At 50.6% G+C, this 13,595-nt stretch carries 8 protein-coding genes; 4 read left to right on the forward strand and 4 right to left on the reverse strand.

What is annotated here, in order from left to right; genetic code table 11:
- Positions 1-47: 47 nt before the first annotated feature.
- On the forward strand, positions 48-1,472 hold the full coding sequence (locus ACO0K3_RS05370) for a DHA2 family efflux MFS transporter permease subunit (protein WP_422982612.1): 1,425 nt from the start codon (positions 48-50) through the stop codon (positions 1,470-1,472).
- A gap of 33 nt (positions 1,473-1,505) precedes the next feature.
- Here ACO0K3_RS05370 and ACO0K3_RS05375 read toward each other — a convergent pair whose 3' ends face one another.
- Both ACO0K3_RS05375 and ACO0K3_RS05380 read right to left on the reverse strand, forming a co-directional pair.
- The gene (locus ACO0K3_RS05375) at positions 1,506-2,102 is read right to left on the reverse strand and encodes a DUF7482 domain-containing protein (RefSeq protein WP_422982614.1); all 597 of its coding nucleotides are present in this window, start codon (positions 2,100-2,102) and stop codon (positions 1,506-1,508) included.
- Between the two features lie 489 nt (positions 2,103-2,591).
- Positions 2,592-3,839: a sensor domain-containing diguanylate cyclase gene (locus ACO0K3_RS05380; protein ID WP_422982616.1), complete on the reverse strand. Its 1,248-nt coding sequence runs from the start codon at positions 3,837-3,839 to the stop codon at positions 2,592-2,594.
- 366 nt (positions 3,840-4,205) lie between these two features.
- On the opposite strand from ACO0K3_RS05380, the gene ACO0K3_RS05385 reads away from it, so the two are divergent.
- The 3 genes from ACO0K3_RS05385 to ACO0K3_RS05395 all read left to right on the forward strand — a co-directional run bounded on the left by ACO0K3_RS05385 (position 4,206) and on the right by ACO0K3_RS05395 (position 9,022).
- Positions 4,206-6,428, forward strand: a complete 2,223-nt coding sequence (locus tag ACO0K3_RS05385; protein ID WP_422982618.1) for an alpha/beta fold hydrolase — start codon at positions 4,206-4,208, stop codon at positions 6,426-6,428.
- Between the two features lie 202 nt (positions 6,429-6,630).
- Positions 6,631-8,364, forward strand: coding sequence for an alkaline phosphatase family protein (locus tag ACO0K3_RS05390; RefSeq protein ID WP_422982620.1), 1,734 nt, complete (start codon positions 6,631-6,633; stop codon positions 8,362-8,364).
- A gap of 148 nt (positions 8,365-8,512) precedes the next feature.
- Complete coding sequence (locus ACO0K3_RS05395) at positions 8,513-9,022, forward strand: DUF3016 domain-containing protein (protein WP_422982622.1); 510 nt, start codon at positions 8,513-8,515, stop codon at positions 9,020-9,022.
- A 109-nt stretch (positions 9,023-9,131) separates the two neighbouring features.
- Here ACO0K3_RS05395 and ACO0K3_RS05400 read toward each other — a convergent pair whose 3' ends face one another.
- Positions 9,132-12,332, reverse strand: coding sequence for an efflux RND transporter permease subunit (locus tag ACO0K3_RS05400; RefSeq protein WP_422982624.1), 3,201 nt, complete (start codon positions 12,330-12,332; stop codon positions 9,132-9,134).
- Between the two features lie 2 nt (positions 12,333-12,334).
- On the reverse strand, positions 12,335-13,528 hold the full coding sequence (locus ACO0K3_RS05405) for an efflux RND transporter periplasmic adaptor subunit (protein ID WP_422982626.1): 1,194 nt from the start codon (positions 13,526-13,528) through the stop codon (positions 12,335-12,337).
- Positions 13,529-13,595: the final 67 nt, after the last annotated feature.

Raw genomic sequence — 13,595 nt, forward strand, 5'->3', positions numbered from 1 at the left:
GCCGGGTGCTATCATCGTTCCCTTGTGCCACGCTTTCTCATCGCACCATGCCATCCATATCAGAAACGACTGATCACGCCGCTGCTGTCAAACGCTATTTGCCCTGGGTCGTTGCGACGGCGCTGTTTATGGAGCAACTTGACTCGACGATTATTAATACCGCGGTACCGTCAATGGCGGCGAGTTTGCAGGTATCACCGCTAAGCCTAAAGGCTGTGGTCACGAGTTATATCCTGAGTCTTGCTGTCGGCATCCCGATTAGCGGCTGGATTGCTGATCGCTATGGCACACGGCGGGTATTCAGTATTGCTGTGGCGATTTTTACCTTGTCGTCTGTGCTATGTGGCTTGTCTCTGAACTTACCGATGCTGATTGCTTCACGCATCTTGCAGGGAATGGGGGCTGCGATGATGATGCCGGTGGGGCGACTAACCATCATCCGCACATTTGCTAAATCAGAATTATTGATGGCGATGAACTTTGTGATTATCCCCGCGCTGATCGGTCCTTTATTGGGGCCAACTATCGGTGGTCTGATCGTGCACTGGATGTCATGGCGGGTCATCTTTTTTATCAATGTACCAGTCGGGCTGGCGGCGCAATATCTGATTCATCGTCATATGCCGGATTATTACGGCGACAAACCCAGACCGCTTGATGTGATTGGCCTGGTGTTGTTTGGTACTGGCACCGCGCTGCTGTCGTGGTTGCTTGAAATTTTTGGTGAACATACGATTGATGTGACGTCAACGATGGTGTTGTTTGCTTTATCTCTCAGCTTGCTGGCGGCATATGGCTGGCACTCGCGACAAATTCCTTTTCCTTTATTGCGCCTGAATTTATTTCAGATAAGGACTTTCCGTGTCTCGGTGGTCGGCGGTTTTATTACACGACTGGGATTGGGTGGTTTGCCATTTTTGCTACCGCTGTTGTATCAGATAGGATTGGGGCTGCCGGCATGGCAATCGGGGTTATTGATGATGCCCGCAGCATTTGCTGCGATGGGGATGAAACTGATTGCCAGTAAAGTGCTGAGACGATTTGGCTACCGGCAGGTGTTGATTGTAAATACTCTGATGATAGGGATAACGATTTGTTTGTTTTCGACGGTTTCACCGGGTACGCCGCTGGCACTGATCGTATTACTGGGATTGACGCAGGGATTTTTTAATTCTCTGCAATTTTCTAGTATGAATTCGATGGCGTTTGCCGATGTCAAAACAGAGGATTCCAGCATGGCGAGTACGATCGCCAGTACGCTACAACAATTGTCGATGAGCTTTGGACTGGCTTGCGGCTCACTTGTCACTGGCTGGTACCTGAGCGGTCTGCCGCAGTCGGATCAGCTCGCAGTGACCAGCGCCTTGCATCATGCATTCATCACGCTGGGTGTGATGACGATGCTGTCGTCCATTACCTTCTGGAGCTTGCGTCCGGAAGATGGCGAGAGCGTGAGTAAAGGAACGACCTGATTCTACGGTAAGCGGGGTAATTCATCTGCGTGCTCACCTGCGTTCGTTTGTTTTTGGCTGCTTCACATGGATTGTTGCGCCACCCAATATGCCGTCTTTGGCAGAATAAATAATAGGGCAATTTACAACCACCGTTGTCGGAGTAAGCTGGATTTCAAGCTTGTCGGCGGCGTTCAGAACTTCTTCTTCCGAACGTAAAGTCCGTGGCGTTGTACCTGCTTGCCAGGTCGCCAGATAGACCACCCATAAAGGTGTATAAGCCTCGTTAGTATTCTGGTAGCCGATTTTTTGCGGTGCCGACGGGAACACACTACCCTGATTGAAGTTGGTAAATTTATACACGCGGTCTACCGCTGTTGGCTGCCCCGGCAGTGGCGCACGTAATGCATACGACAGGCGCGACACATAATTGGTACCGGTTTGCTGCGACATCACTTGATCCGACATATCGGTTGAGATGTAGTGCACCAGTTGCCCTTCGTACCAGCCTGCCAGCAGGGGAAGCTCAATCGTCGCTACCGAGTTCTCATTCAGTTGATGGAGTTGCCTGGCCGGGCTGTCAGCGGCCTGCACGCTGACGCCAAATACACTCCCGCAGAGTAAGACCGCTGCGTACGCTGTAGTTAACATCGTGAACCGGGGCTGCTTGAGTTTGGCTACAGACGGCATGGAATTCTTCCCAAAAAAAGATAACTTGCTAGTAACGGCACAATTTACTTATGCTGAATCTCGACTATCGATTTTTTAAAAACCCATAAGGAAATTTCTAAAACTTCGAAATTAAAAAATCATATCGATACAACTGACGCAAAAACCAAGACCTCTCACCATAGAAACTCAGAAACTCAGAAACTCAGAAACTCAGAAACTCAGAAACACGGAGAAAAGGCAGGAGTAAGCGGTTCCGTGCAATATTGATTAAAGGCCTTTTTACAATTCTCATCAAGGCTTGCCTATATTCTATGCGCCCTCCAGACCTTTTTTGACCTAAAAGGCGCATGTACTATGCGGGATCTGTATTGCGATTTTAAAAACTCAGCAGTACGAGATCGCACCGTTTTGATGAGTCGACTGGCAACTGCATACCTTACAGTCTTTGCCATGATGAATACAAAATACTTAATCTTTCCAGACCACGCGGTTTCTGCCGCTATGTTTTGCCTCATACAAGGCTTCGTCAGCGCGCTCCAGTAATTTACCTAAACGCTCGTCATCTTCACGGTTGGTCGAGACACCAATGCTGACGGTCAAAGAAAACAGTTCACCGTTCGGCGCGTTAAACACCAGCTCCTGTACACGCTCACGGATGCGCCCGGCAGCAATCATTGCATCTTCACGTGGTGCCTGCTGCAATAGAATACAAAACTCCTCACCGCCCAGGCGTCCGAATAAGTCCGACTCGCGTAACTCTTGTCCAACCGTCTGCGCAAACCTGATCAGCACGTTATCGCCGCCCAAATGACCGTAGCGATCATTGATCGCTTTAAAGAAATCCAGATCCAGCATCAGTAAAGTAATGCCGGTGGTATAGCGCTGGCTGCTTTTAAATAACTGTTCGGCATTTTCTAAAAATGCGCGCCGGTTCTGAATGCCGGTCAGTGTGTCGATAGTAGCCAGGCGCTGCAACTCTCGCTCTAGCATTTTGCGCTGAGTCACGTCGCGATAAATACCTTCTACGCCAGCAAATGCGCCCTGCTCGTCATAAATTGCCTGACTGCTGATAGAGATGTCGATGATGCGACCATCCTTGCGTACCATCTGTCCGCCGAAATCGCTGACCTTGCCATCTCTGACGATCGCCTGTTTGAGTGCGTCACGGTCCGCCACGTTCGGGTAATACGATTCGGCTGTTTTGCCGACGATCTCTTCAGGCTCATATCCCAGCACCGTGCGGACACCGGGGCCAACCATCAGCACGACGCCTTTGGCATCGGTGCGGTAATACACGTCTTGCATATTGTCAAAGAGCCGACGGAAATTTTGCTCACTGATACGCAGCTGTTCCGAGATTTCACTTTGTGCCGTCATATCCATGCCGACTAACAAAATGGCGCTTTTATTCTCGAATTCGATAGTCAGACTAGCGACCAAGAGCATGCGCAAATTACCTTTAACGCTGCGCAAACGAAATTGCTGAGGCGCGTTAGACCATTCTGTACCCTGGCGATGCAGGCGATTATTTGAACGGGTAATATCGAGCGGATGCACAAAATCACTGACAGGCCGCCCGATCAGGACACTGGCGTTATCGGCTTCCAATAAAATAGCTGCAGCATTGTTGGCGTACGTGATCTGGTTATCAGTCAATACCACCATCGATACTGGCATGATGTCGATCAGATAACGTGGAAATCCATCTGTAAGCATGCCGACCTCATTTCCTTATTTTAATTGTGCTCTGGAGAACAAAATCTGATGCTGAGGTTATTGCCAGGTTTGCTTTTTATGCGTTAATAAAGGGCGTAACAGGGAACAAATTCAAATAAATTTTACTCGAATAGCGTCAAAAACTTTCTATCCATCGAAAAGATTTTTTCATATTGGTTTTTACTCCAGTTTTTATCACGGCGTTCATCACCTTAGGGGCTACATAAGGATTCACCGAAACTAGCCATAATTTGGTATCGTGTTGCTCTCTGGATATCCTCCGAACACCCCAAAACTCCCCTCCGGCTCAGTCTCATCATGAGTGTGACTGGCGGTGATGTAATACTTAAACCTTCTGGTATTTTTATGCGAATATTGTTGTTTACTCTACTGGCCGCTATGTCATTCTCCACTTCTGCAGAACGTCTCACCATCGACCGCATTTACGATAATGCGAATCTGTCCGGCAGCGCGCCGCGCAAACTTCAGGTATCCCCCGACGGCAGTCGCGTGACATTTTTACGCGGTCGCGACAATGACCAGTTCCAGCTTGATCTGTGGGAATTCAATGTCAAAGATCAAAGTATGCGCAGGCTGGTCGATAGCAAAATTCTGCAAGCCGAAGAAAATATCTCTGATCAGGAAAAAGCCCGTCGTGAACGCGAACGCATCGCCAATCTGCGCGGCATCGTCGATTACAGCTGGTCACCTGACGGCAAACAACTCCTGGTACCACTGGCTGGCGATCTGTATCTGATCGATCTGTCGAATACAGACAAAGCGCGCAAGATCGCTTCTGGCCAGGTCATGTCAGCACAAATTTCGCCGAGAGGTCGCTATGTCTCTTATGTCCGCGACCAGAATTTATTTGTGTTCGAACTCAGCAGCGGGACTGAGCGCCAGCTGACCAAAGATGGCGGCGGCACGGTTCATAATGCCGAAGCAGAATTCGTCGCGCAGGAAGAAATGGCGCAGACCAGTGGCTACTGGTGGGCACCAGATGACTCACGTATTGCGTTTAAACGTTTTGATGAAAGTCCGGTACCCGTCGCCCGTCGTTTTGAAATTTATGCAAACCGGACTGAAGTCGTTGAACAACGCTACCCATATGCTGGCGCATCCAATGTGCTGGTCAGCCTGGCGCTGGTGAGTCCTGAGAACGGTGTGATACAAGCCATCGATCTGGGCAAAGAGAAAGATATTTACCTCGTCAGAGCGGACTGGAGCGCAGATGCCAGCACCCTGGTATTTCAGCGCCAGAGCCGCAATCAGAAGCAGCTAGATCTGATCGCCGTCGATAAGCAGAGTCTGGCACAACGCAGCCTGATTATCGAAACAGCGAGTACCTGGGTCAGTATTCTGGACAAACCTTACTTTCTGAAAAAGACACAACAATTTTTATGGATGTCCGAACGTAGCGGCCGCAAGCATTTGTATCTGTATGATCTGCAAGGCAAGCTGGTGCGTGCCATCAGCCAGGGAGAATGGGGAATTGACGGTCTGCTCGCCGTTGACGAGCAATCACAGACGGTCTATGTCGCCTCCAACCGTGATGCCGTATCCGACAAACAGGTATATGCACTCAAGCTCGACGGCAGCACGGCTGATCAGCCACAACGCGTCACCAAAAACGACGGCTGGCACGAAACACGTTTCTCAGCCAAGGCCGAAATTTTTATCGACACCTGGTCGGACGACAATACGCCGCCGCAAGTCAGCTTGCGCAAACCGGACGATACGTTAATCACCTGGATAGAACATAACGAACTCAATGCAAGCCATCCTTATGCCCGTTTCAAGGAAGCGCATGTCCCGACTGAATACGGCAGCTTGAAAGCAGAAGACGGCCAGACCCTGTATTACTCCATCAAGAAACCGCTGAACTTTAATCCGGCCAAGCGTTACCCGGTATTCCTGCAAGTGTATGGTGGTCCCGGCGCGCAGACGGTGCAAAGACATTGGGGCAGCCTGTTTGAGCAATACATGGCACAGCAAGGGTATATCGTTTTCAAACTCGACAATCGCGGTTCAGCCCGTCGTGAGCGGCAATTCACCAATACCATCTATAACACGCTGGGGAAACATGAAGTCGCCGATCAGCTTGTAGGCATCAACTGGTTACGTCAGCAAGACTTTGTCGATGCGAAACGTATCGGCGTATTTGGCTGGAGTTATGGTGGCTTCATGAGCTTGCGCTTATTGTCGGCCGCCTCTGACAAGATCGCGGCAGGGGTCTCCGTTGCGCCGGTCACCGATTGGGCGCTGTACGACACGCACTATGTCGAGCAATTCATCAATCAGCCGAAAGACAATGCCGAAGGCTATCGTCAGAGCGGCGTGTTTGCCCATCTTGACGGTTTAAAATCACCGCTGTTACTCATGCATGGCATGGCGGATGACAATGTACTGTTCACCAATACCACCAAACTGATTGATGATCTGACGACCCGCGGCGTGCTATTCGACCTGATGACCTACCCGGGAGGCAAGCACGGAATTGCCGGTGCGGCGAAACAGAAGCATGTGTTTCATACGATAGAAGCCTTCTTCGCTAAGCATTTGAACAATCCTGTCGGCGGCAAACCTTAAGGATAGTTACTGACCCAATGTGCCATAGCGAATTTCGGTTATCTATGGCACATGATGAAGCTGTATAAGAAAATGATTCACAATATAGTGAAATTTGTAATGGTATTTGTAGTGATATTGATCTGTATTCATTTGTATAGGTTTTCTACTTCCGCCGTATTGATTGCTTTGCTTTGCTTTGCCCTCCTCTTTCCCTTAAACCATGATGACTCCATTTAATCCGAAAAATTCTGACTTCGCAGTACGTCGTCGCTTGCTGTCCTGTCTGATCACGACCTGTATCGCCGCCAGCACAGCATTATCTTTCTCAGCTAGTGCAGCGCCACTGTCCTCCAATACCGCAACGACCACACCAAAATTGCTTGTCGTGCTGGTCGTCGATGGCTTGCCGCAAGAACAGGTGCAGCGTTATCGCGATCAGTTCGGTCAGGGCGGCTTCCGTCGTTTGCTGGATCAGGGTGCATGGTTTAGCGACAGTCATCAGGCGCATGGCGTCACCGTCACAGCGGTTGGCCATGCGGCGGTACTGACCGGAGCCTATCCGTATCAGCACGGCATCATCGGCAATGAGTGGATAGACCGCAGCACGATGACATCGATGTACTGTACACAGGACACAGCGCACACCTATCTCAACGAGAGCACCAAACCCAGCGACGGCACATCGCCAGCCAATCTGCGCGTGAGTACCGTCGGCGACGAACTCCGTTATAGCAACGGCGGCCAGTCCAAAGTGGTGACAGTCTCTGGCAAAGACCGCGGGGCGATTCTGTTGGCAGGCAAATCCGGTACAGCCTATATGTACATGAGTAAATCCGGCCATTTTGCGAGCAGCACTTACTACATGCAAGATTATCCCGGCTGGTACAACAGCTTTAATGCCGCCAAGCCCGAAGATAAGTTTTATGGCAAAAAATGGGAATTATTGTTACCGGAAAAAGCCTATCAGGGTGATGCGCCGGATGGTTCACCAGGGATGGGCAAGCTCGATAATCAAACAGGCTTCCCGTTCGTGTACGACAGCAAATCCGGCAAACCCGATGCGGAATATTATGGCCGGATTTTTACCGGTCCTTACCTCGATGAACTGACCCTCGACTTCGCACGTGCTGCGATTGATGGTGAGCAGCTTGGTCATAATCCGGCCGGAGTCACTGACGTCATCGGTATCAGCTTGTCCAGCCACGATTACATCAATCATAGTTTTGGCCCGGAAAGTCGTATGTCGCATGACCATCTGCAACGTCTTGACCGCTTACTGGCAAAGTTCTTTGACGATCTGGAAAAACGCGTTGGCCTCGATAAAACTCTGGTAGTGCTGACGGCAGATCACGGTTTCCCGAATGTGCCGGAATTTTCACAACGCCGCAAAATCGATGCACAGCGCCTGAATACCAAAACATTGATGGATGATGTCAATACGCATCTCGCACAAAAATTCGGTATCGCTAATCTGGCTGCTAAATGGTCATCCCCCGCGGTCATGCTCGACTATCCGGCAATAGACCAAAAGGGACTCAAGCGCGACGACGTAGAAAATACCGTGGCGCGCTTCTTGTCAACATACCCTGGCGTAGCACGCACTTATACCCGCACCCAGCTTGAATCAGGTGCGCTTCCAGACACGCGTCAGGGCAAGTTAATGCAACGCGGCTGGAATCAGCAACTATCCGGCGATATCATGGTCGTGACGAAGCCTTTCTGGTATTTCGGTAGCGGCACGACAGGTACCTCCCATGGCTCACCATATGCATATGACACCAATGTACCGCTGATCATGATGGGCAAAAACTGGATCAAGCCAGGTGCTTACGGGCAATATGCGGAGGTCGTGGATATTGCCCCGACGCTGGCCCATCTGTTGCACGTACGTCCACCCAGCGCCAGTGAAGGAAGGGTACTCACCGAAATCATCAAAGCAGACTCAGTGCACTGATATCTATTGTTGAGTAAATCGCTTTGTGTCCTTATGTAACAAAAAAGAGCGACGCAAAGCGATTTCGCATCAGTTTGTAAGACCTCTTTTACAAATGACAAAACTGACTAAAATGATGGGGTAGCTGGTTCACAAGTAAGGAGTCAATATGATGCGACGTTCACTGATCACTGCGCTTTTTTGCGCGGTCACCCTCCCCGTCTTTGCAGGCGAAGCTAAAGTCGATTTCGTTCAGCCAGAAAAGTTCACCGATATCCGCAATGTGAATGACAGTCTGGAAGATGCACAAATCCGGGTAAGCAAAGAATTTAGTTTATATTTTTCAGATCTGGCGAAGACACTTCCCGACGGATACATCCTGGAAGTACAGGTCACCGATATCGACCTCGCCGGCAGGATCGAGTACAACTATGCCAGAACCATGCGTGACATCCGCGTACTGAAAGACATCGACTGGCCAAAAATGTCTCTGTCCTACAGGCTCAAAAATCCTCAGCAAGAAGTCGTCGCTTCCGGCAAAGAAGATATCCGCGATATGTATTATTTATCGAAAGCGAACTTAAGCAGCAGTGATTACAAATATGAGGAGCAAATGTTGAAAGAATGGTTCAGGCATCTGCAACGTAGTAAGGTATTTCCGACCAGAGAAAAATCCTGAAATCTCGCTCAGTTACGTTCACCAATAGCAAATCTACCTGCAACGATACAAAATAAAAAGCCGCTCAGATGATCTGAGCGGCTTTTTCAATTTCACATGAAATTATTCACTATGCGGCGCGGCGACCACGTCTGAATATAAACGATCCCAGACGTACAATACGGCGATACATAAAGCGCAGCAAAGTGATCGTCAATAAGGCCTCAATCAAGGTCGTCACGAACGCAAATAAAGTATTCCAGCGGGCATCGCGTGCCAGGAACTTAGCGAACATCCGGTCTCTGGCGATTTCTATACTGTCATAAAAAGTCGGCACTACCAGCAAAGTCAGCAAAGTCGAAGTAATCGTACCGCCGATGATAGCGACTGCCAGCGGACGATAGAACTCACCGCCCTCACCCAGGCCGATCGCGACCGGCATCATGCCAGCAATCAGGGCGAACGTCGTCATCAAAATCGGACGCAAACGCATACGACCGGCATACATCAGCGACTCTTCGCGGCCAAAGCCTTCCGTTTCACGTTTGCGGGCACAATCAAGCAACAGAATCGCATTTTTAGCGACTAATCCCATCAGCATAATGACCCCGATGAAACTCATCAGATTCAGCGTGCCACGCGTCAGCAGCAACGCCAGAACCACACCGATCAGACTCAAAGGTAAGGACAGCATTACTGCAATCGGTGCTGTAAAAGAACCGAACTGCATAACCAGGATCAGGTACATCAGGCCAATACCTGAGATCAGTGCAATACCCATCTCGGTGAACAATTCCTTCTGATCACGCGCAGCACCGCCAAGCTCAATCCCGTAGCCGGTAGGAAAATCAATCGCATTCGCAATCTTCATGGCATCTGCCGTAACTTCGCCAGGCGAGCGGCCCTGTGCGTTGGCAGACACAGCAATCATGCGCTTACCATCAGAGTGCTGAATCTGCGCCGGGCCTTTGCCCATCGTGATTTTTGCGATCTGATCCAGAGGAACCATCTTATCGGTGCCGCTGACTGCAATGGGTAAATGCTCGATATTCTCAGCATTGACCCGATCTTCCGGCTGCAGGCGTACTGCAACGTCACGTGCTTCCCCGGTAGGATCCACCCAGTCGCCGACCTCAACACCGGCAAATGCGACGCGCAGAGATTGCGCCGCGTCACCGACTGAAATACCCAGCGAATTCGCCAGACCGCGATCCAGCTCAATCTGTAGTTCATCAATCGGATCCTGCTCGGATAATCCGACATCAACCGCACCGGGAACCGCGCGTAATTTCTCCATATACGCCGTGGTGATCGCCATTAATTTACGCGAATCAGGGCCGGAAAACTGAATCTGCACTGGCTTACGTGCGCCATTATTCAAGTCGTCCAGCACAACATATTCAGCACCGATAACACCAGCAACTTTTTTACGCAGATCGACGGCAATTTTTTCAGCGGAGCGCTGGCGCTTGGTGCTCTTACCCAAGTCCACGTAGACCCGGCCACCGCTGGCATTCACATTACTATTCGTTGCCACGGTCTCTGGCAAGGTACGGGCAATCTCTGCCGCTTTTTCTACCTTCAGCCGTGCGTAATCCAGGCTGGAACTTGAGGGTGTGCGGATATCGATAATGATGGTGCCGTTGTCAGCAGCCGGCAAGAAACTCGAACCGCCAAACATCACATGCAGCGTCAGCGCACCGATCAGGCTGACCACCGCAATAATCGCCATCCAGATGCGGTGATGCAACGCCCAGGCGATCACTTTACTGTAGCGATCTGCCTGATGATCAAACCAGTGATTAAACCCGGACAGCAACAAACTGATGCCCGTTTTTTTCTCCAGATGATGTCCGACCGGATCCCCCCAATATGCCGACAACATGGGATCCAGCGTGAATGAAATAAACAGGCTGACCAGGACCGAACTGGCAACCGTCAAAGCGAATGGACGGAACCATTCACCCGCACCGCCCGGCATAAACGCAACAGGAATAAATACAGCAATAATAGAGAACGTGGTCGCAGCAACTGCCAGACCAATTTCGCGCGTACCGTTACTGGCCGCAGTGCGGCGATCCGAGCCCATTTCCATATGACGCACAATATTCTCGCGCACCACGATGGCATCATCGATCAGCACACCAATCGCCAGCGACAGACCAAGCAAAGTCATGAAGTTCAGTGTAAAGCCACAGAGCCAGACAGAGATAAATGCGGCGATCACTGACGTCGGCAAACTCAGCGCCGTAATCAGCGTCGAGCGCCAGGAGTTGAGGAATACATACACAACAAAAATCGTCAGTACCGCACCGAACATCAGCGACTCGATCACATTATTCAGGCTGCTCTCGGCATCCTTGCCACCGTCCTGTGTGACTTCGAGCTTGGTTCCTTCGGGCAGTGTTTTATTGATTTCATCCACCAAAGTACGGATCTTGTTTGCCACCGATACCGTACTCGCATCGCGTGAGCGGGTAATCGAAATACCGACGTTAGGATTGCCGTTACGCATACTAAAACTATTCAGTTCTGCGAAACCATCAGCAATCTTAGCGACCTGCGCCAGACGGATGACTTCCGTGCCGCGGCGCTTGATAACGATTTGCTCGAACTCAGCAGGCGACTCAATCCGCCCAACCAGACGAATACTTTGCTGATCCAGAATGCCACGTACTTTGCCGACAGGTGCCGTCGTATTCTGACTGCGCAGGGCATTCACGACTTCGGTGACGGAGACATTGTATTCACGTAATTTTTGCGCATTCAGCAGTACGCTCAGTTCACGACGCAAAGAACCATTGACACTGACTACCGCCACACCATCGACCGCACGAAACTTATCGGACAGCTCATCTTCAGCCTTGCGTGAAATTTCTGCATGCGACATGGTTTTGGATGACAAGGCCAGTTGCATGATCGGTTGTGCTGCCGGATCAATCCGCTGCAAAATCGGTTCACGCATTTCTGCCGGCAATTTATAACGTACCGAGGCGATTGAGTTTCGGATTTCATCCGAAGCCTCGATCATATTCTTCTTGAAGTTGAAGATGATCACGATGCTGGCATTGCCTTCGCTGGCCGTCGCACGGATCTGATACACACCCGTAATGCTTTGCAGCGATTTTTCTACGCGGTTGATAATCTCGCGCTCTACCGTATCGGGTGAGGCACCCGGATAGGGGATATTAATCACCATCACCGGCTGTTCCACATCGGGAATCTGATTCACACGGAGTTTTTTCAGTGCCAGTAAGCCCAGGCACATCATCGCAATAATAATGACGATCGTCGCAATCGGACGCTTAATACTAAAATCAGATAGGAACATAATTATTTCCCCGTTGCTGAGCTGGCAGGCACACTCATGACGGCGGCCGCTTTTGCTACACCGGCTGCACCAGCTGAATCAACCAATGCGACTTTCTGGCCATCTTTGAGAGTCGATACCGGATTACGCACGACCTTGTCGCCATCCGACAAACCGGTACTGACGACATAATCACCACGGCGCGGATCGCGCTCGCCTAAAGTGATGCTGACTTTTCTCAGCAGACCATCCTTGACACGCCAGGCATAAGCCTTGTCACCGTCACGTACCAGCGCACTGCTCTTGATCATCAGGTTTTGCGTACTACCTGCTTCAATACGGCCTTCGGCATACAGGCCAGATACTTTCGGCTGATTGCTGTCAACAAAGTCCACCAGCACCTCAACTTGACGCGTAGTCGCATTCGCAGCAGGATCAACACGACGCACCTTACCGATAAAATCCTGATCGCCATAGCCATTGACCCGGAAGCTGACTGGCATACCTGATTTGACATCCTTTACGCGGTCTGCGGACACCAAGCCTTGCAGGCGCATGCTGTTCGGATCAATCACTTTGACCAGTTCTTTGCCGATCTGCGCAGTGTCACCTGCAGACACCTTACGTTCACTGATGATGCCGTCGAACGGGGCGCGAACCTCGGTGCGTTGCAATGTCTGACGGGCTTGCGCAGAACGTGCTTTGGCTGCGACCAGATCACTTTGGGAGTTATTACGACGGATCTCGGCATCTTCTAATTGCTGGGTCGACGTCATGCCAGAGGCGCGCAAGGTTTTTAAGCGCTGGAATTGACGTTCCGCCTGATCAAACGATTGCCCGGCAGCGCGTACCGCTTCTTCTGCAGAGGTCAGACTGTCGCGAATCGAGGTATCGTCCAGACGCACCAGCAGGTCGCCACGCTTGACGACATCGCCGTTTTCTTTGAGTACCTGCAAAACAATCGAGGAAATTTCTGCACGCAAATCTGCGCGGCGCTCAGGCTGTACAGAACCGGTAATCACTGGACCAGATGCCAGCGAGTTGCTTTGCACAGTAATCAGATCTTCGGCGGTGATCTGCAAAGTCACGTCTTCCGAAGCGCTGGCTTTTTTGCTGGCGGAGGCATTGTTTTTGTCGCTTTTATCACCCTGTGCACCCTTGCTACAGGCAACAAGTGTGGTTGCAATGGCGAGGACAAGTAAAGTACGACGCAACATAGACGATCTCCGGAAATATTGAAATTTGAACAAAGCGTTGGGGCAAAACAATTACTGTAAGGTCTGA

The sequence above is a fragment of the Undibacterium sp. Rencai35W genome (genome assembly GCF_049340185.1).
Taxonomy (GTDB): Bacteria; Pseudomonadota; Gammaproteobacteria; order Burkholderiales; family Burkholderiaceae_D; genus Undibacterium.

Bases quoted from the DNA above. Each gene is read 5' to 3' on its own strand.
- ACO0K3_RS05385 (WP_422982618.1), top strand. From the start codon at position 4,206: ATGCGAATATTGTTGTTTACTCTACTGGCCGCTATGTCATTCTCCACT.
- ACO0K3_RS05390 (WP_422982620.1), top strand. From the start codon at position 6,631: ATGATGACTCCATTTAATCCGAAAAATTCTGACTTCGCAGTACGTCGT.
- ACO0K3_RS05370 (WP_422982612.1), top strand. From the start codon at position 48: ATGCCATCCATATCAGAAACGACTGATCACGCCGCTGCTGTCAAACGC.
- ACO0K3_RS05400 (WP_422982624.1), bottom strand. From the start codon at position 12,332: ATGTTCCTATCTGATTTTAGTATTAAGCGTCCGATTGCGACGATCGTC.
- ACO0K3_RS05395 (WP_422982622.1), top strand. From the start codon at position 8,513: ATGATGCGACGTTCACTGATCACTGCGCTTTTTTGCGCGGTCACCCTC.
- ACO0K3_RS05405 (WP_422982626.1), bottom strand. From the start codon at position 13,528: ATGTTGCGTCGTACTTTACTTGTCCTCGCCATTGCAACCACACTTGTT.
- ACO0K3_RS05375 (WP_422982614.1), bottom strand. From the start codon at position 2,102: ATGTTAACTACAGCGTACGCAGCGGTCTTACTCTGCGGGAGTGTATTT.
- ACO0K3_RS05380 (WP_422982616.1), bottom strand. From the start codon at position 3,839: ATGCTTACAGATGGATTTCCACGTTATCTGATCGACATCATGCCAGTA.